This is a genomic window from uncultured Thiothrix sp., from assembly GCF_937876535.1.
GTDB lineage: Bacteria > Pseudomonadota > Gammaproteobacteria > Thiotrichales > Thiotrichaceae > Thiolinea.
Genome location: NZ_CALFHZ010000024.1, coordinates 1 through 17,263, shown reverse-complemented (window position 1 = coordinate 17,263; position 17,263 = coordinate 1). Strand labels below are relative to the sequence as shown.

The following is a 17,263-nucleotide window of genomic DNA, read 5'->3' as shown; positions in this document are numbered from 1 at the left end:
CCGATAGCCTTATATCCCCTACCTAAAGGAAGGGGCTTTACGGCTTCTTTGGTAAATAAAACTTGCCCATTGATTTTATAGTCACCAATCGCTTTTTGGCCTTCAGGCGAAATCATCCAATCAATCAACGCTTGTGCACCTGTATGATTCACATCGGGATAGCGTTTTTGGCTAACTGCAATAATCCCATAGGGATTCAATAAAGATTGATCGCCTTCTAAGACAATCTTGAGCGGTGACTTATCCATTGTGGCTAACCACGTGCCACGGTCGGTGAGGGTATAAGCTTTTAATTCACCACTCATTTGTAGAACTTCGCCCATACCTTGACCGGCTTCGCGATACCATTCACCCTCAGGTTTTACACCAGCTTTTTCCCAGAGTTTTTTCTCCATTTTGTGCGTGCCCGAATCATCGCCACGAGAAACGAAGGGGGATTTAGTCTCAGCAATTTGCTTTAAAGCATCGGTAGTAGTTTTAGTGTCCTTCACTTTGGCGGGATCTTCTTCGGGGCCCACAAAAATAAAGTCGTTATACATGACTGAATAGCGCTTATTTCCAAATCCCGCTGCGACGAATTTGTCTTCATCGGAGCGTGCATGCACCAGCACCACATCCACATCACCATTTTCACCAAGCTTTAAAGCTTTACCTGTACCCACGGCAGTGACTTGCACTTCATAGCCCGTTTTCTTTTGGAAAGCAGGAAGTAGTTCTTTCAATAAACCAGAGTCTTGGGTACTGGTGGTGGTGGCCATTTTGATAATGGGGTTGGCGGGTTTTTGCTCGTCCGCAAAGGCTGGCAGGATGAGGCAAGTAGACAATAGGATAGCTGAGGTTAATTTACGCATGTTTCAATCTCCTCTCTTGATTGCGTTGGATAAGCAATTTGATGCTAGGATCTCTGCACCTACCACAGGTAGAGATTCGGTAGGGTAGTCTGGCGAGGCCATTGTAATGAGTTCTTGATGATGGCGACAAGGTTTGTAAAACGGACTATTTGAGGCAGCTAGAGTCAGTCACTTAGAAATATCAGTTAATGATGTTTATGACTTTCTCTTAAATAGCTAAGAGTCGAAGCTATACTATTTCCATAAAGCCTTTGAATCTTTCTGGAGCATCGAATGGCTAATTTAGAAATCCACACCGAAATCCATGCACCATTACAGCAGGTTTATGCTATTTCACAGGACTATTCGCAGCGCTATGAATGGGATCCTTTTCCAGAGTCGATCCAGTTTCTACAGGGTGCAACTGAAGTAGCCGTGGGTTCGCAAGTTTATGTGCTGGCTAAGTCTGGTTTAAAGATGGTTGTTGAATTTATTCAGGTAAAACCGCCCGAAGTGACAGCCATAAAAATGATTCAAGGTCCACTCATACTTAAAGCTTTTGCGGGAAGTTGGATATTTAAGGCTCTGCCGAATGGCAATACAAAAGCGGTTTTCAAATACACTATTCAAGCAAAGTCGTGGCTTCTACCGGCACTGAGTAATAAAATTATAATTTGGTATTTTGCCCGCCATGTGCGATTGCGTTTGGATGGATTGAAGCGCTATTGTGAGTTGTGTGTGGGTTGATCAACACAATGGTTAATTTATTAAACGTACTACAAGCTTTAGAACAGGAGTTACATCATCCAGGAAAACCTTGTTCATCAGCACGGTTAAATCAATTATTGCACCCTGAGTTTCACGAAATTGGCCGCTCAGGACGGGCTTATGATCGAGTGACCGTAATAAATTTTTTACTCAGTCAAACGACGAGTCCGTCTGTAATCTCTGATCAGTTTGCAGTTCAACTTTTAGCACCACAAGTAGCGCTATTGATGTTTCGCTCAGCGAATCAACTAGCAAGTGGACAACGAGAGTTTGCCTACCGTTCTTCAGTTTGGATTAAAAGCCATGAGCATTGGCAGTTGTTTTATCATCAGGGTACGCCAGCAGCTGAGGGTTGGTAAACTGCTACACCAAACCCAGGATAGTTCTCTCTGATTGTAAACACTGTTTAAGCTAGCACGCGTTTTCTGAGTTTGCCAATATCTAGTCAGTTTGAGGGCGCTGCTTTAGCATTAATAGCGCCAAGCCATCGGGTGTCATGACTTGGTTTACAGCTACAAAGCCTGCTTTGTTATAACAGCGAATTGCTCGTGCATTGTTTGGTGCTGGATCAGTCTGAATTTTAGTTACAGCCGGGTCAGCAAATAAAAGCACAGTAAAAGCTTGTACCATCGTTGTGCCTAAACCTTGATTAAGTTGCTCAGCATTTCCTAAAAACTGATCAATTCCACGGGCGCCCGGATCGGTTTCTGCTTCCCACCAGCCATCACCAGAGTCTTTGACTACATAGGATTGAATAAAACCAATCGGTTCGGTATTCAACCAAGCTAAATAGCCCCGCGTACTATTGCTTGAATCAGTCAGCGGTAAGAACTCTTGTTCGATGTTGGCATATGAGTCGCTCGTTTCCCACCAAGTTTTGACATGCGCTTGCTGCAACCAGTGCTGAATTAAGGGCAAATCGCTAGGCTGTAAGGGGCTAAACTGGATGGAAAAATTAGGTTTAGTACACATCATTTCAGGTAAGGTTTGAATTCTTTCCAATCTTCTTTATTGCCTTCAAGTGTAATGGGTGTTCCATGTTTGGGTTTAAGGCGCACGGTGAATTGTTTCTTCTTCGCTAAAAAATACATCGGAATAGAAATCAAGAGGCCAATAATAGTCAGCGAGAGCACGATCATAATGATCCATTGCTCAAAGCTATGAAAACTTTTATTACTGAGCACTTCGAATGTATCGATGTCCTGTGGCAGTCGATAAGACTTAGCTACCATCAAACGTGAATGCACTTCCAGTGTTGCATTGTCTTGATTGATTTTGACTTGGCTACCCGCTAAGTCGCCTTCAATAATTCGCATTGCTTATTCCTTGTTATTAGCCAAGTCCTAGTTTACTGGCTCAATCCGTATTGTTCAAAAGCAAGCTGGTTTAAACTAGCCGATTTTTACATCTCTGACTAAGAGCTTTAGCATATGATTATCCGAGTCTTTGTTTTAGTTAGCAGCGTATAATCAACGCTTTATAGTGATTGGATGCTGATGATGCCGTGGAAACCAATACTTGCTGTAGCCCTCGGTGCATCTTTAGGGGCTTTGCTGCGTTGGCAGCTAGGTTTGCGTTTAAATGCTTGGTTTCCACTTTTGCCGCCCGGCACATTACTTGCAAACTTAATTGGCGCTTATGTGATCGGTGTCGCGCTAGCGGTGTTTGCGCAAATGCCCAATCTCAGCCCTGAATGGCGTTTGCTGTGGATTACCGGATTCTGCGGTGGTTTGACGACGTTTTCGACCTTTTCCGCGGAAACTTTCAATCTACTACAAACTGGGCGCGTACTCTGGGCATTAGGCTTGATTTTAGTGCATGTGCTGGGTTCAGTGTTGATGACTTGGCTCGGCATTTTAACTTGGCAATGGTTACGAACACCTTGAGAGCTGGCATAAGTTTAAGCTGGTTTTGAGATTGACAAGTGGATTATTAATCGATCTACTGCATTGCACCACCAACTAAATCATCCGGCTCAGCGATGGAAGCCCGGAACTGGAGTCTGATATGACAGATGTCGCCGTGAGTGCCCGTGAGGCTTTGCAACGTCTACGTGAAGGCAATGAGCGATTTGCCAATAATGTGCGTAGTCTTGATTCACTACTTAGCCATACCCAGCGCGCTGCTTTGACAGCAGGGCAAAATCCTTTTGCAATTATTTTAGGCTGCTCGGATTCAAGAGTACCGGCCGAGGTCGTATTTGATCAGGGTTTAGGTGCTTTGTTTGTGATTCGTGTAGCGGGAAATGTGGTTGCGCCCTCACAAATTGGCAGTATTGAATTTGCCGCAACCCAATATGGCACGCGTTTAGTGATTGTGATGGGGCATACCCAATGCGGTGCAGTGAATGCGACTTTAACAGATCTACGCAATAAAGAGCAAAATCCCTCTTCTCACCAGCGCTATATTGTAGAACGGATTGCTCCAGCAGTAGCGACCTTAATGGAAACTAGCCTTAAAGATGATCCTGAAGAGCTAATCCGCCACGCAGTGCGTGCCAATATTCGGATGGCAACAAGTCATGTTCGACATGGTTCAGAGATTTTAGAAAAGCTGATTGCCAATGATGGCTTAATGGTCGTGGGCGCTGAGTATTCTTTAGAAACCGGCAAAGTCGATTTCTTCGATGTGCCAAATGAGCCATTTACCTCGATTTAACTTGCATTAGCAGCCTAGTAAAACATTCTTCTAGGCTGCTTTATTATTTATTAGAGATTATCAGAGGCAAAATCGGCTAAACGTGAACGTTCGCCCCGCTGTAGGGTAACGTGTCCGCTATGTTCCCAAGCTTTAAATCGATCCACCACATAGGTTAAGCCGGAAGAGGTTTCGGTTAAATAAGGTGTATCGATTTGCGCAATATTACCTAAACACACCACTTTAGTTCCGGGGCCAGCGCGGGTGATCAGGGTTTTCATTTGTTTAGGCGTTAAATTTTGCGCTTCATCAATAATGATATAGCGGTTTAAAAAGGTACGTCCACGCATGAAGTTGAGCGATTTAATTTTAATCTTGCTCATTAAAAACTCATCCGTTGCCCCGCGCGCCCATTTGCCACCGCTAGTCGGTTGGGTCAATACTTCAAGATTGTCCATCAGCGCACCCATCCACGGTGCCATTTTTTCCTCTTCAGTCCCGGGTAAGAAACCAATATCTTCACCCACAGGTACAGTCACCCGCGTCATAATGATTTCTTTATACAGTTGCTCATCGAGCATTTGGGCTAAACCCGCAGCGAGGGTTAGCAGGGTTTTACCTGTACCGGCTGCACCGAGCAAAGTCACCATATCAATATCCGGATCCATTAGCAGATTGAGGGCAAAATTCTGCTCACGGTTGCGGGCATTAATCCCCCAGACCGCATGGCGGGTATCGGTATAATTATGAATGGTTTCAACAATGACATGATCGCGTTTGATTTCACGCACAATGGCTTGAAAGCCATTATCACCCGCAAGGCTAATGAATTCACCCGGCTGCCATTCTTCAGTGAGTGGGCCTTGTAAGCGGTAGAAAGTATGGCCTTGTTCTTTCCACGAGTGCATGTTTTTGCTGTGTTCTTCCCAGAAATTTTCAGGTAAATCATGAAAGCCGCGGGGTAAGAGGTCAGCATCTTCTAGCACCTGATCATTGAAATAATCTTCGGCTTTGAGATTAACAATATTGGCTTTAATCCGCAGATTAATATCCTTGGAGACCAAAATCACGTCACGTTCTGGATAGCGATCACGCAGCTTCAGCGCGACGCCTAAAATCGCATTATCGGGTGAGTTGCTCGGTAAATTCGGCGGCAGCGTGGTTTCAATTAGCTCAGTTTGAAAGAACAAACGTCCATGTGGATTTTTACCATTACTGAAAATTTGATTGGCATCGAGCGATACACCATTTTCAAGTGAGCCTTCACCTTCGGCTTCAATGAGATCATTTAGAAAGCGACTGGCTTGACGAACATTGCGGGCAACTTCAGAAACGCCCATTTTATTTTTATCTAACTCTTCCAATACCACCATCGGCAAAAATACATCATGTTCATGGAAACGGAACAGGGCAGTAGGATCATGAATTAAGACATTGGTATCAAGGACAAACAGACGTTTATCATGGGTATGTTGAGGATGTGCTGGAGTCATGCGTGCTTTCCGTATAGTAATTATTAAAGCGCTTGAACAGCTGCTAATACTTCAGCCACATGCCCTTTTACACTAAGTTTGCGCCATGCTTGCCGGAGTATGCCTTGCTGGTCAATCAAGAACGTGCTGCGTTCTATGCCGCGTACCTGTTTGCCATACATATTTTTCATTTTGATGACATCAAACAACTGACAAATCTGCTCCTCTGGATCGGTAATTAAATCAAAAGGAAAGTTTTGTTTGGCCTTAAAGTTTTCATGCGACTTTAAGCTATCGCGGGAAATGCCAAATACTTCCACGTCTGCGGCCTTAAACTCAGCATAATGCGCACTAAAATCTAAGCCTTCCGTGGTACAGCCGGGCGTACTATCCTTAGGATAAAAGTACAGCACTAGGGCTTGTTTGCCATGGAAATCGGATAGGCGGAAGGTCTTGCCAGAAGTCATGGCCGCTGAAAAATCAGGGATGGGCATACCTTCGGTGGGAATAGTCATCGTTTATTATCCTTAGTCTAAAGCCAGCTAAAAAGTGGAGTTGCTATTAATTTAACTGGGGTTTGTCATCATAGATTCATCAACTGTAGATTATGGTTGCACTCTTCTTGATATCAAGTATCCGTACAGACATAAACTGAATATCTCACCTACATGAGCACAGCACCTTTAACGAGTCCGCAGTATTTCATCAATCGCGAACTCAGCCTTTTGGCATTCAACCACCGCGTTTTAGAATTAGCTCAAGATCAGAGCTTGCCACTCTTGGAGCGCTTACGCTTTTTATGTATTTCTAGTTCAAACTTAGATGAATTTTTTGAGGTACGTGTTGGCAGTTTACGTCAGCAACAAGCTTTGGGTATCAGCCAAGTGGGTGCTGATGGCTTAGAGCCGCATGAAGTTTTAGATGAAATTGCAGTGCGTGCTCATGTCCTAGTTGCTCAGCAATATGAGGTTTTGAATCAAGTACTGATTCCTGCTTTGAAACAAGAAGGGATTTATTTTATTCGCCGGACTAAATGGAATGAGGAGCAACGTGAGTGGCTATCTGATTATTTTGATAGCGAATTAATGCCGCTACTGAATCCATTAGGTTTAGATCCTTCGCATCCATTCCCCAAGGTCATTAATAAAAGCCTGAATTTTATTGTTGAGTTGGATGGGGTTGATGCCTTTGGGCGTGAGATTGATGCGGCGATTGTGCAAGCACCGCGTGTGTTGCCGCGAATTATTCGCTTGCCAGAAGAGATTTCGCCCACTCGTGATAGCTTTGTGTTCTTGTCTTCAATTTTACATGCCTTCATTGGACGCTTATTCCCCGGGATGACTGTGGGCGGTTGCCATCAATTTCGTATCACCCGCAATAGTAATATGTATGTGGATGAGGAGGAGGTTGACGATTTACTGAAAGCCATGAAAGGCGAGCTGGCACAACGTAATACCGGCACTGCTTTACGTTTAGAGGTGTCGGATCACTGCCCACAGGAAAATGTAGACTACCTACAGCGGCATTTTCATTTAAAGCTACAAGAAGTTTATCGGGTGAGTGGTCCAGTGAATTTGAATCGCTTGCAGACTGTTTTGGACTTAGTGGATCGTCCTGAATTACGCTTTCGCCCGTTTCAGCCAGGTATGTTGCCAGCTTTAATGAGCGGTAAACGTGATATGTTCCGCCGGATTCGCTCGGGAGATGTGCTATTACACCAACCTTTCCAATCCTTCCAGCCAGTTCTGGATTTTGTCGCGCAAGCCGCCCGTGATCCGGATGTGTTAGCGATTAAAATGACCCTATATCGCACGGGTAAAGATTCGGCTTTAGTGGAAAGTTTGGCGCGTGCGGCGCGTGCAGGCAAAGAAGTGACTGTAGTAGTGGAATTACGTGCGCGCTTTGATGAGGAAGCCAATATTGCTCTCACTAGCCGCTTGCAAGAAGCTAATGCGCATGTGGTGTATGGCGTAGTCGGCTATAAAACTCATGCCAAACTCTGTTTAGTCGTACGGCGTGAGCAAGGAAAGCTCATGCGTTATGCGCATTTAGGCACTGGCAACTATCATGCAGGCACTTCCAAAGCTTATACCGATTTTAGTTTATTCACCTGCCGCCCGGAAATGACGGAGGATATGCATCGGATCTTCCATATGCTCACTGGGCTTGGGCATATTCGGCATTTGAATTGTTTGCTGGAGTCACCCTTCCATTTACACCAAAGCATTTTGCGTAAAATTGAGCGCGAGATTGCGCACGCCAAAGCGGGTAAGCCCACTCATATTATGGCGCGTATGAATGCTTTAATTGAGCCACAAGTGATCAGTGCTTTGTATCAAGCTTCAGGTGCGGGGGTACAAGTCGATTTAATTGTGCGTGGTGTGTGTTGTTTGCGTCCGGGAATTCCGGGGGTCTCTGAGAATATTCGCGTGCGCTCAGTGATGGGGCGCTTTTTGGAGCATCCGCGTGTGTATTACTTCAAGAATGCGAGTGAAGAAGAAATTTATTGCTCAAGTGCTGATTGGATGCCGCGGAATTTCTTCCGTCGTGTTGAAGTCGCCTTTCCGATTTTAGATGAAGATTTGCGCAAACGTGTGTTTGATGAGGCTTTTGGTTTGTATCTGCAAGATAACACGCAAGCTTGGTTATTAGATGCAGAAGGAACGTATTCACGCTTGGAACCCGAACTCCACGAATTGCCATTAGCCGCTCAAGAGGTGTTGATGGCTTCTTTAGGGGCAACTGATGCTGCTTATAGTGGGCGGCTGTTGACGGAGCAGCCCACTACAATGCACTAGCTAGCGACTATACTGACTATACTGACTATACTGAGTAGGACAGGGAATTTGGCTCTAGCTAGAACCCCCTAGCTAGAGCCTACCCATCGACTTATTGGCAGCGTTGGTATTGTAATTGGAAGACCATGCCGTTATTTAAGTCTAATGAATCGACGCTAATAGAACTGTTATTGGTCTTAGTCATAATGCGGGATTGGATACGTAAATTTACATCTTGACCGCAACGAGCAAAAGTGTGGCTAGAGGTGGTTAAACTATCGCGTTCAGTGTATTCACGTCCGCTGGCTGCATTAAAAGGTGTCACTAAACTTGGACCCACTTCCCCCGCGAAGAAATAAGAGCGACGTAAATCAGCACGACCTTCAACGAAGCCACGATAATCAGCAGTGACTAAAGAAACTTGGAAGCCATTAGGAACATGTACCGGTACGGCGATATTACAAGTTTTATTGCCAGGATCAGCTGAGTAGGCATCAAACAAAATGGTCAGGGTTTGTCCATCTGGGGTAATCGCAAAATCAGTGGTGTCAGCCGGACAGCCAGAGCCTGCAATGGCGGGTGCTTGGAAATAAACAGCATCTTGGTTAGCAGTCGCGACATTCGCTTGGCTCAGGATAGCAGTCAGTAAAGCACTCGTTACAAGGGTTAACTTCTTCATCGGGTAGTCCTTCTTATTGCATTGAATAGCGGATCAATTAAAAAATTTTGTTTATTAAGTTGTCTAGCAACTGCGGTGATTAGGTGCATCACTCTGTTGCTAATCTTGCCAAGTACTAGCTATAGCGGGCATCCCCAAGATAAGTAAGCGTGCTTGTAAACCTACTCCCTTAAATAGGGGAGCGGGAGGAGTGAACTTATTAAGAGTTTTAGGGACAGTTTTCGCATGCCTAATAAAAAAAGCGCTCCTACCAACGGTTAGGAGCGCTAAGGATGGAACTATGTGAACGATTCAATCAGGTCTAGATTAGGGATTAGTTACACTTTTTGTATTGCAACTGGAAAACCATGCCATTGTTTAAATCTAACGAGTCAACGCTGATAGAGCTCTTGCTGTTTTTAGTGCGAATCCGGCTATTGATGCGTAAGTTTACATCTTGACCACATTTAGCAAAGGATTCGCTCATGGTCATCAAATTGTCGCGTTGAGTATATTCTTTACCACTCGATGAGCTGAGCGGAGTTACTAAAGCAGGGCCTGTAGCACCCGCGAAGAAATAAGAGCGACGTAATTCAGCACTACCTTCCACGAAACCACGGAAGTCAGCGGTCATCAGTGATACTTGGAAACCATTCGGTACATGCACAGGTACTGCTACGTTACAAGTGACATTACCTGGGTCAGCACTGAATGCATCAAACAGGATAGTCAAAGTTTGTCCATCAGGCGTGATCGCAAAATCGGTAGTGCCTGCAGGGCAACCAGAGCCTGCAATCGCCGGAGCTTGGAAATAAACAGCGTTATTGCTGGGTGCTGCGGAAACAGATTGGCTTAAAGCAGCAGCAGTGACTAAGGCAGATGCTAATACGGTTAAAGTTTTCATTGCAAAACCCTCTTATCAAAGATTGAAACTGATTAACTTGAATTTTTTGGTTCGCGGCTGTTGGCTCATTTCGCCTGCTTTGCTGCATCACCATGGAAGTCATTCTGCCAATTTAACTTCAAGTCGTGCATCCCTCAGATAAGTAAATCAGCTCTTTTTAAGCTCCCTTAAATAAGGGAGGGATAATTTTTAGTCCGTAGTTTGCTCAGTGCGGGTCTTGAGGGCTGTAGAAATAAAAAAAGCGCCCTTACCGTTAAGTAAGAGCGCCAAAGATGGAGATGCGTGAAAAATCAGTCAGGAGTGTTTAGATCAAAACTTATGAATTACATTTTTTGTATTTCAGATGGAAAATCATGCCGTTATTTAAGTCTAAAGAGTCAACACTAATCGAGCTGCTATTAGTACGGGTACGAATCCGGCTGTTAATCCGTAGGTTTACGTCTGTACCACAGCGGGCAAAGGTTTCAGTCATGGCCAACATATTGTCACGTTGGGTGTATTCCTTACCACCAGGTGAGGTCAATGGAGTGACTAAGGATGGACCAGTTGCTCCCGCGAAGAAATAAGAGCGGCGTAATTCAGCTTTACCTTGGACGAAGCCACGATAATCAGCGGTCATCAGTGATACTTGATAGCCATTCGGAACATGGACTGGGATTGCCAAATTACAAGTTACATTACCGGGGTCAGCACTGAAGGAATCAAACAATACGGTTAAAGTCTGTCCGTCTGGGGTGATTGCAAAATCGGTAGTACCAGCAGGGCAGCCAGAGCCTGCAATCGCCGGAGCTTGGAAATAAACAGAGTTATTGCTCGGGGCTGCCGAAGCAGTGCCAGTTGCTAAAGCTAAAGTGGCTGCTGCGATTAAAGTGCTTAAAGTTTTCATAATCTTGTCCTCACTACGTATCGAAGAATTCGAGTTACTTACTGGTGTGTTCTGGGTGGCGTTTGCTGCTATCTGCTTGCCATCTGGTGCTCATAGTGCGCTTCCCTCGAAACTTTGTGCATCCCCTAGATAAGTATTGAACCTCTACCTTTCATCCCTTAAACGAGGGAGCTTATCGATGTCAACTTTTTCCGCTGAGCTTGAAATCACTAATCCCCTATTTGAGGGGTACGCAAGGCATTAGGGATAACGTATAAAATCATGCTAAATAGAGTTTAAAGACAAGTAATTAGTGAACGATTTGAGGACGCGCGTTTATGACAACTTCACACATCCAACGAGTGTTTTTGGTCGAAGATGACCAAGGAACTCTGAATCGTTTAGCGGACATTATCCGTACTCAATCCAGTTTAAATTTAGTCGGGATGGCTAGTACCTATACTGATGCGTCTAAGTGGTTGGAAAACAATAGCTTAGATGTATTGCTGACTGATTTAGGTTTACCAGACGGTAATGGTAAGCAATTGATCGAACAAACTCGTGAGCAGCATCCGAAAGCCGAAATTATGGTGATTTCGCGCTTTGGGGATGAAAATAGTGTGGTGGAAGCGATTAAAGCGGGCGCAAGTGGCTATTTATTGAAAGATGAGCCAGCCACTCATATCGCAGAAGCTATTCAGCAGTTATTGCAAGGTGGTTCACCGATTAGCCCAGCGATTGCCCGTTATATTCTGGACTATTTCCAGCAGGGTGATACCGGATCTGCCAGTGGCAACGAAAATGACGCGCTGCTGACTCCGAAAGAAAAAATGGTGCTGCAATACATTTCACGGGGTTATTCGAATAAGGAAATTGCGCGTTCTTTAGATATTTCGCCGCACACTGTGGCTTCGCATATTAAGCGGATTTACCAAAAACTTGAGGTGAATTCACGTAATGAAGCAGTGTTTGAAGGTTGGCGCATGGGGCAGTTGAGTATCTTGCAGAACCAAGCTTCTCAACCTGCCCACAAAGATGCCAAGCAAGTCGCTGAAGCTTTAAAAATGGGTGGCAAAACTGGCGCAGAGATTCTCGATGTATTGAAAATGGTTTTCGGTCTCGAAGTGGGTCAATGTATTCAATGCTTACAACAATTACATTATTCAGCTGGTGAAATTTTTGTGGCGGTGCGTAAGAGCTTCAATGCAGATGATAAATCCATTATCCAAGCAATGTTGACGCAAGGTTTTAGCCATGAAGAAGCTTTAAAAGCAATGTTAGATCAGTTATAGCGGATGCTCAGACTCATTCGTAAAGGACTGTTGGCTTGAAAAATATTATTGATTTACGAGTACCCGCTCGTTTGGGTGCTTGGCCGGTTCTGTTGTTAGTAGGGATTTGCTTAGTGCTAGGTTGGCAAATTACAACCGTGCGTTACCAGCCACCTGAGGAAGGTACTTTAAATCTGAATAATGCCTCGCTTGTGGTTGCTGATCCTGCTGCTTGCCCCTCAAGTATCGATGATAACTTAGCCACGGCGGATATTGCCCTGCCTTTAGCGGATGTTTTAGGTAGTTGTGTACAGCAGTCTTTAGCCAAACTCGCTCAGGGTAAAGCAGTGACTTTGCCACATGAGTGGCGCGATGAGTTTGCGGTGATGCCGAAATTAGCAGCAGGACAAGCGGTCTATCGGGTGAAGCTAATTTTTTCCACCGCACCTTCTGGTTTATGGGGGTTGGTGTTACCTGCAACAGGGGGTGATCCGGCCGTATTTGTGAATGGCAAGTTGATCGGTTGGGGTGGCAGCTTTCAAGCACCTGTGGCACGGAATACCAATCGGCCTTTAATGTTTGCAATTCCACAAGGTTTGTTAAATCAAGGTGATAATTACTTTGATATTTATGTAGTCAGCCAACCGGCGAATGCCGGATTTTTAGATCGTTTAGTGATTGGGCGTGCGGAAGTGTTGGAGGCAAGTTATCAGCATTACCAGTTCTTTCGCTCTACTTTGCCACAAACCATTGCGTTAGTCGTATTTGTACTGAGTTGTGCGATTGGCTTGTTGTGGCTGTATCGCCGGCAAGATATTGAATATGGCTTTTGCGCTTTAGGCGGTTTGTTCTGGTCTTTATATACCCTCGATCAATTCGTGGTGAATATTGTGGGGAGTTATCATTTTTGGGACTGGTTAAGTGTGGTGAGTTTAGGTGGTTTGAGCTTAGTTGCGGTGTTTTTTGTGCATCGTTTCTTACAACAACGTCACCCACGTACAGAGCGGATGGTCGTTTGGGTTTTTGCCATCACAGCGGTGGTCTTGGCTGTTGTGCCGGAAGCTTGGTTTTATAACTTATTGCGTTTTGTAGCCTATCCGCTCATGTGTATGAGTTTGTTGTATGTCTTGTTGTTCTCAGCGCGTGAGGCCTGGAAGATTCGTAGTGCAGATTTATATGTATTAGTTGCTGCTGGCAGTGTGGTCGCGCTCTTAGCTATTTATGACTTAATGGTGATTTTGAATCTTGAGTCTCTAGCCTATGGGCGGTTTTTACACTTCGGCGCACCTTTTGTCTTATTAGCTTTTGGCTGGATTTTGCTACAACGTTTTGTGCGCTCCTTACAGGCAATGGAAAGCTTCAATGCGCAATTGATTGAGCTGAATCAAGAGCTGGAAGAACGGGTCGAAGAGAAAACCCGCAAGGTGGCACAAAGCTATGAAACGATCCGGATTTTAGGCCAAGAGCAAGTGTTATTACATGAGCGCTCACGGATTATGCGCGATATGCATGATGGGATCGGCGTTTATCTGACTAGCATGCTACGTCAGTTAGAAAGCGGTACGGTAGATCGAGAGCAATTAAGTAGCGCTGCCCACAATGCTTTAAACGATTTACGTCTAATGATCGACTCATTAGGTAGTGCTAGTACCGATTTGCCCGCCATGCTTGGCATGTTCCGTACTCGTATTGGTGTGGCTTTAGAGGCTTGTGGGGTGGAGTTGGAATGGGATGTAGATGAGTTGCCACCTCTAGCTGATTTTGGCCCAGAGCGGGCACTGAATTTACTAAGGATTTTGCAGGAAGCGTTCACGAATGCCTTAAAGCATTCTGGCGCCACTTGTATCCGCTTGTCTGCTAAGTCAGTAACAAAACCAGAAGGCGCAGGTCTAATTAATATCGAGGTCTGTGACAACGGCAAGGGCTTCAACTTAGGTGGTAGTGGCGGTAATGGATTGAAAAATATGCAATACCGTGCACAAAAAATTAAAGCGGAATTCGCAATCAAGCCAAGTGCTGTTGGTACTTGTCTTGAGATCGGATTACCCCTTAACGGTGTATAGGTGGGCGTAGGTAAACAAGCTAAAAGATTGAAAAAACAAAGGCTTGTGTAAGTTGGTCGTCTATTTTGAGGATTTCGATATGTTTATTAAGAGATTTACTAATCAATTGATTTTGTTTGCGGGTCTAGCAATTGCACCGATGGCTTTTGCGGCGGATTTAGCGCCGACTAAAGTAGAATATCAGCATGCTGAAGAGGCTGGTGGCAAAGGCAGTGATGTGATTAAGCTGACTGCCCCAAAAGCTTGTGCGGTGTTTGATGATGCAAGGATTGTATACAGCAAACGGCGCTATGGTCAGGCTAATATTGTCACAAAGCCTGCTGCCGGTTGTGATCCTTCCGGTGGGCAATGCAAGCTGGAAGTGAAATGGGAGCATGAACCTGCAGGCCGCTTGAATTATCAAGTGGAAATTAATTGGAAGCTCCAATCGAGTTGCTAAGGAGCTAAGTTCAAGGCTGCCGCGGTAATGCTTGTGTTTCCCTAACTGCATCAAGTAGTATGCTTTGCAGATTTAATCACTGGAGGGACTCCATGTTTCGCGGCAGTATGGTAGCACTGGTCACCCCTATGACCCACACAGGGGGCATTGACGAGCAAGCATTAGAAGCATTAGTAGCATTTCATATTGAGAATGGGACTGATGCTATTGTGGCGGTAGGGACGACTGGCGAATCTGCAACCCTTTCGCACAAAGAACATAGTTATGTCGTGAAGCGTGTTGTACAGCTGGTCAATAAACGTATTCCAGTGATTGCAGGCACCGGTTCTAATAGCACAGATGAAGCGATTGAGCTGACTCAAGCGGCGATGCGTGATGGGGCAGATGCCTGTCTATTGGTTACACCTTATTACAATAAGCCACCGCAAGAGGGTTTATATCAGCATTACAAAAAGATTGCTGAAGCCGTGGCTATCCCGCAAATTCTTTATAATGTGCCAGGTCGCACAGGTTGCGATTTATTGCCTGAAACGGTGGAACGCTTAGCTTCGATCTCTAATATTGTGGGTATTAAAGAGGCAACCGGCAATATTGAGCGCGCGCGCGATATTATTCAGCGTTGTGGCGAGCGTATGGATGTCTATAGCGGCGATGATGCAACCGCAATGGAGCTTATTCTAGCCGGTGGCAAAGGCAATATTTCGGTCACAGCGAATGTCGCACCTGCTGCAATGCACGCAATGTGTAAAGCTGCTTTAGCCGGTGATCGGGAAACGGCAGCACGCATTGATGCTACTGTAGCTGACTTACATCGGGTTTTATTCCTAGAACCAAATCCAATTCCGGTAAAATGGGCTGTCCACAAACTAGGCTTCGGTAGCGAAAGCTTGCGTTTACCTTTAGTACCTTTATCTGAAGCATTGCGCCCGACGATCTTAGCGGCAATGCAGAAAGCAGGACTTCAGTGCGCATAGGAGCAGCGAGGGTTTATGATCAGCAGTAAAAGAGCACGTAGCACTTTAGTAATTGCATTTGCTTTCAGTTCAGCCGTACTTGTGTCAGGCTGCTCTTGGTTAAAAATTGATTCTATTACTGATACCGTCAATTATCGTGGTAATAGTGGTTCGATTGCGAATTTAGAGATTCCACCCGGTTTAAGCGCCCCAGCGTTTGACTCTACTTATACAATTCAACGGCCTGTGTCTGCGGCTGATGTAGCTCCACCGACTCAAGCAGCTATTGTTGCGGGTCAAAGTGGTGTGGTCATGCCAAACAGTGCGGGGTTAAATGCGTCTTTAAGTAGCTTGAAAGATGGTAATCCGGTGTTAGCCGTGGCGGGACGCTACGATCAAGTTTGGGCCAAAACGGGTCAGGCTTTAGGGCGGATGGGCTTAACAGTTGCTAATCAACAGTATGAGCAAGGTATTTATACGGTTACTGCCACAAATGCTGAAGAAGAAAAAGATAAAAATGTGATTAGTCGCTTTATGTCTTATTTAAGCTTCAAAATCGTTGATGGTAAAGAAACCAAAGGCACGAGTTATCGCTTTATTATTGGTGATCGCGGGGTGCAAAGTTTAATTGTGGTGAGTGATGAAGCAGGCAAGCCGGTCAAAGCTGAGGAAGCCAGTGCTTTATTAACTCGCTTGAAGGCTGAGCTTGCTCAATAAATGCTTCGGTTTGCCTCTTTAGGTAGCGGCAGCAAAGGCAATGGAACTTTAATAGAGTGCGGGTCAACTCGCATTCTTATCGACTGTGGTTTCACACTTGCAGAAACTGAACGTCGTTTACAGCGCTTAGGCTGCTCAGCTGATTCACTTAGCGCTATTTTAGTTACACACGAACATGGCGATCATGCTTTAGGCGTGGGACGCTTATCAAGGCGCTATCAAATTCCGGTCTGTTTAACTGTGGGTACTTTCAAAGCAGTAGCTGATAAACAGTTTGCACAAACGCAATTCATTAATCTCAAACAAACTTTAGCCCTTGGCAATTTGGAAGTCAGTCCATTTGCAGTGCCTCATGATGCACGTGAACCTTGTCAGTTTGTAATTTCAGATGGTTCAGTACGCTTAGGTGTATTAACCGATACGGGGAGTTATACCGACGCAATGCTTGAACAGCTCAATGATCTACAGGGTTTAATGCTTGAGTGCAATTACGAAACCGACATGCTGCGTCGTGGGCCTTATCCTTATACTCTAAAAGAGCGGCTTGAGAGCCGCTATGGGCATTTATCCAATCAGCAGGCAGTAGAACTACTCAAGCAACTCAAGCTCGATAAACTGCAGTCTTTAGTTGGTTGCCATCTCAGTGAAGTCAATAATTTGCCCGAGTATGCCTATGCAGCGCTTTGCACAGGAGTAGGTGGTGATGCTGATGGCATAAAAATAGCCAATCAACTCGAGGGGTTAGGCTGGCAAACCTTAAACTAACAGAAAAAAATTAAAATTCTTTCGAGCTTAACTGCTTGAGTTCTAAGGCTTAAATTTTGACTGTCAAAAAAGCTGCATAAAATTTTCAGAAAGGTAGTTGACGGTTGATGTGTGGTCTGTATAATGCGCAACTTCTTGAGGACG

At 45.0% G+C, this 17,263-nt stretch carries 19 protein-coding genes; 11 read left to right on the top strand and 8 right to left on the bottom strand.

The window, feature by feature from the left end:
- A partial coding sequence (locus tag Q0230_RS18340) for a substrate-binding domain-containing protein (protein ID WP_298612808.1) occupies window positions 1–851 on the bottom strand: 851 nt, incomplete at its 3' end.
- Between the two features lie 273 nt (window positions 852–1,124).
- On the opposite strand from Q0230_RS18340, the gene Q0230_RS18335 reads away from it, so the two are divergent.
- The gene (locus tag Q0230_RS18335) at window positions 1,125–1,577 is read left to right on the top strand and encodes an SRPBCC family protein (protein WP_298612805.1); all 453 of its coding nucleotides are present in this window, start codon (window positions 1,125–1,127) and stop codon (window positions 1,575–1,577) included.
- 8 nt (window positions 1,578–1,585) lie between these two features.
- Window positions 1,586–1,957, top strand: a complete 372-nt coding sequence (locus Q0230_RS18330) for a DUF4440 domain-containing protein (protein WP_298612802.1) — start codon at window positions 1,586–1,588, stop codon at window positions 1,955–1,957.
- A gap of 82 nt (window positions 1,958–2,039) precedes the next feature.
- Here the strand turns inward: Q0230_RS18330 and Q0230_RS18325 are convergent, their stop codons facing one another.
- Together Q0230_RS18325 and Q0230_RS18320 are read right to left on the bottom strand one after the other, a co-directional pair.
- Complete coding sequence (locus tag Q0230_RS18325; protein WP_298612811.1) at window positions 2,040–2,570, bottom strand: GNAT family N-acetyltransferase; 531 nt, start codon at window positions 2,568–2,570, stop codon at window positions 2,040–2,042.
- Window positions 2,570–2,914 carry a hypothetical protein gene (locus Q0230_RS18320; protein WP_298612799.1) on the bottom strand — a complete coding sequence of 115 codons (345 nt, stop codon included), beginning with the start codon at window positions 2,912–2,914 and terminating at the stop codon, window positions 2,570–2,572. The genes Q0230_RS18325 and Q0230_RS18320 overlap by 1 nt, the downstream gene beginning before the upstream one ends.
- Window positions 2,915–3,094: 180 nt before the next feature.
- Here Q0230_RS18320 and crcB point away from each other — a divergent pair, with 180 nt between their 5' ends.
- Window positions 3,095–3,484: a fluoride efflux transporter CrcB gene (crcB, locus tag Q0230_RS18315; RefSeq protein WP_298612796.1), complete on the top strand. Its 390-nt coding sequence runs from the start codon at window positions 3,095–3,097 to the stop codon at window positions 3,482–3,484.
- A gap of 121 nt (window positions 3,485–3,605) precedes the next feature.
- Window positions 3,606–4,256 carry a carbonic anhydrase gene (locus Q0230_RS18310; protein WP_298612793.1) on the top strand — a complete coding sequence of 217 codons (651 nt, stop codon included), beginning with the start codon at window positions 3,606–3,608 and terminating at the stop codon, window positions 4,254–4,256.
- 50 nt (window positions 4,257–4,306) lie between these two features.
- Here Q0230_RS18310 and Q0230_RS18305 read toward each other — a convergent pair whose 3' ends face one another.
- A complete protein-coding gene (locus tag Q0230_RS18305) occupies window positions 4,307–5,728 on the bottom strand; it encodes a PhoH family protein (protein WP_298612790.1) in 1,422 nt (473 codons plus the stop codon).
- A gap of 23 nt (window positions 5,729–5,751) precedes the next feature.
- Window positions 5,752–6,222, bottom strand: coding sequence for a peroxiredoxin (locus tag Q0230_RS18300; protein ID WP_298612782.1), 471 nt, complete (start codon window positions 6,220–6,222; stop codon window positions 5,752–5,754).
- Window positions 6,223–6,375: 153 nt separating this feature from the next.
- Between Q0230_RS18300 and ppk1 the strand changes: the two genes are divergently transcribed.
- Entirely contained in the window at window positions 6,376–8,505 is a 2,130-nt protein-coding gene (ppk1, locus tag Q0230_RS18295; RefSeq protein WP_298612779.1) for a polyphosphate kinase 1, read from the top strand.
- Between the two features lie 91 nt (window positions 8,506–8,596).
- Here the strand turns inward: ppk1 and Q0230_RS18290 are convergent, their stop codons facing one another.
- The 3 genes from Q0230_RS18290 to Q0230_RS18280 form a co-directional block, all read right to left on the bottom strand.
- Complete coding sequence (locus tag Q0230_RS18290) at window positions 8,597–9,163, bottom strand: DUF4360 domain-containing protein (protein WP_298612777.1); 567 nt, start codon at window positions 9,161–9,163, stop codon at window positions 8,597–8,599.
- Window positions 9,164–9,476: 313 nt separating this feature from the next.
- Window positions 9,477–10,046: a DUF4360 domain-containing protein gene (locus Q0230_RS18285; RefSeq protein WP_298612774.1), complete on the bottom strand. Its 570-nt coding sequence runs from the start codon at window positions 10,044–10,046 to the stop codon at window positions 9,477–9,479.
- 316 nt (window positions 10,047–10,362) lie between these two features.
- Entirely contained in the window at window positions 10,363–10,932 is a 570-nt protein-coding gene (locus Q0230_RS18280) for a DUF4360 domain-containing protein (protein ID WP_298612771.1), read from the bottom strand.
- 317 nt (window positions 10,933–11,249) lie between these two features.
- Here Q0230_RS18280 and Q0230_RS18275 point away from each other — a divergent pair, with 317 nt between their 5' ends.
- The 6 genes from Q0230_RS18275 (at window position 11,250) to Q0230_RS18250 (ending at window position 17,119) form a co-directional block, all read left to right on the top strand.
- The gene (locus Q0230_RS18275) at window positions 11,250–12,203 is read left to right on the top strand and encodes a response regulator transcription factor (protein ID WP_298612769.1); all 954 of its coding nucleotides are present in this window, start codon (window positions 11,250–11,252) and stop codon (window positions 12,201–12,203) included.
- 35 nt (window positions 12,204–12,238) lie between these two features.
- Window positions 12,239–14,245: a histidine kinase gene (locus tag Q0230_RS18270; protein WP_298612766.1), complete on the top strand. Its 2,007-nt coding sequence runs from the start codon at window positions 12,239–12,241 to the stop codon at window positions 14,243–14,245.
- Between the two features lie 79 nt (window positions 14,246–14,324).
- Window positions 14,325–14,684 carry a hypothetical protein gene (locus tag Q0230_RS18265; RefSeq protein ID WP_298612763.1) on the top strand — a complete coding sequence of 120 codons (360 nt, stop codon included), beginning with the start codon at window positions 14,325–14,327 and terminating at the stop codon, window positions 14,682–14,684.
- 92 nt (window positions 14,685–14,776) lie between these two features.
- Complete coding sequence (dapA, locus tag Q0230_RS18260) at window positions 14,777–15,658, top strand: 4-hydroxy-tetrahydrodipicolinate synthase (RefSeq protein ID WP_298612760.1); 882 nt, start codon at window positions 14,777–14,779, stop codon at window positions 15,656–15,658.
- Window positions 15,659–15,673: 15 nt separating this feature from the next.
- Complete coding sequence (gene bamC / locus Q0230_RS18255) at window positions 15,674–16,354, top strand: outer membrane protein assembly factor BamC (RefSeq protein WP_298612757.1); 681 nt, start codon at window positions 15,674–15,676, stop codon at window positions 16,352–16,354.
- Entirely contained in the window at window positions 16,355–17,119 is a 765-nt protein-coding gene (locus Q0230_RS18250) for an MBL fold metallo-hydrolase (protein ID WP_298612754.1), read from the top strand.
- The last annotated feature ends 144 nt before the right edge of the window (window positions 17,120–17,263 follow it).

Bases quoted from the DNA above. Each gene is read 5' to 3' on its own strand.
- Q0230_RS18335 (WP_298612805.1), top strand. From the start codon at position 1,125: ATGGCTAATTTAGAAATCCACACCGAAATCCATGCACCATTACAGCAG.
- Q0230_RS18330 (WP_298612802.1), top strand. From the start codon at position 1,586: ATGGTTAATTTATTAAACGTACTACAAGCTTTAGAACAGGAGTTACAT.
- Q0230_RS18325 (WP_298612811.1), bottom strand. From the start codon at position 2,570: ATGTGTACTAAACCTAATTTTTCCATCCAGTTTAGCCCCTTACAGCCT.
- Q0230_RS18320 (WP_298612799.1), bottom strand. From the start codon at position 2,914: ATGCGAATTATTGAAGGCGACTTAGCGGGTAGCCAAGTCAAAATCAAT.
- crcB (WP_298612796.1), top strand. From the start codon at position 3,095: ATGATGCCGTGGAAACCAATACTTGCTGTAGCCCTCGGTGCATCTTTA.
- Q0230_RS18310 (WP_298612793.1), top strand. From the start codon at position 3,606: ATGACAGATGTCGCCGTGAGTGCCCGTGAGGCTTTGCAACGTCTACGT.
- Q0230_RS18305 (WP_298612790.1), bottom strand. From the start codon at position 5,728: ATGACTCCAGCACATCCTCAACATACCCATGATAAACGTCTGTTTGTC.
- Q0230_RS18300 (WP_298612782.1), bottom strand. From the start codon at position 6,222: ATGACTATTCCCACCGAAGGTATGCCCATCCCTGATTTTTCAGCGGCC.
- ppk1 (WP_298612779.1), top strand. From the start codon at position 6,376: ATGAGCACAGCACCTTTAACGAGTCCGCAGTATTTCATCAATCGCGAA.
- Q0230_RS18290 (WP_298612777.1), bottom strand. From the start codon at position 9,163: ATGAAGAAGTTAACCCTTGTAACGAGTGCTTTACTGACTGCTATCCTG.
- Q0230_RS18285 (WP_298612774.1), bottom strand. From the start codon at position 10,046: ATGAAAACTTTAACCGTATTAGCATCTGCCTTAGTCACTGCTGCTGCT.
- Q0230_RS18280 (WP_298612771.1), bottom strand. From the start codon at position 10,932: ATGAAAACTTTAAGCACTTTAATCGCAGCAGCCACTTTAGCTTTAGCA.
- Q0230_RS18275 (WP_298612769.1), top strand. From the start codon at position 11,250: ATGACAACTTCACACATCCAACGAGTGTTTTTGGTCGAAGATGACCAA.
- Q0230_RS18265 (WP_298612763.1), top strand. From the start codon at position 14,325: ATGTTTATTAAGAGATTTACTAATCAATTGATTTTGTTTGCGGGTCTA.
- dapA (WP_298612760.1), top strand. From the start codon at position 14,777: ATGTTTCGCGGCAGTATGGTAGCACTGGTCACCCCTATGACCCACACA.
- bamC (WP_298612757.1), top strand. From the start codon at position 15,674: ATGATCAGCAGTAAAAGAGCACGTAGCACTTTAGTAATTGCATTTGCT.
- Q0230_RS18250 (WP_298612754.1), top strand. From the start codon at position 16,355: ATGCTTCGGTTTGCCTCTTTAGGTAGCGGCAGCAAAGGCAATGGAACT.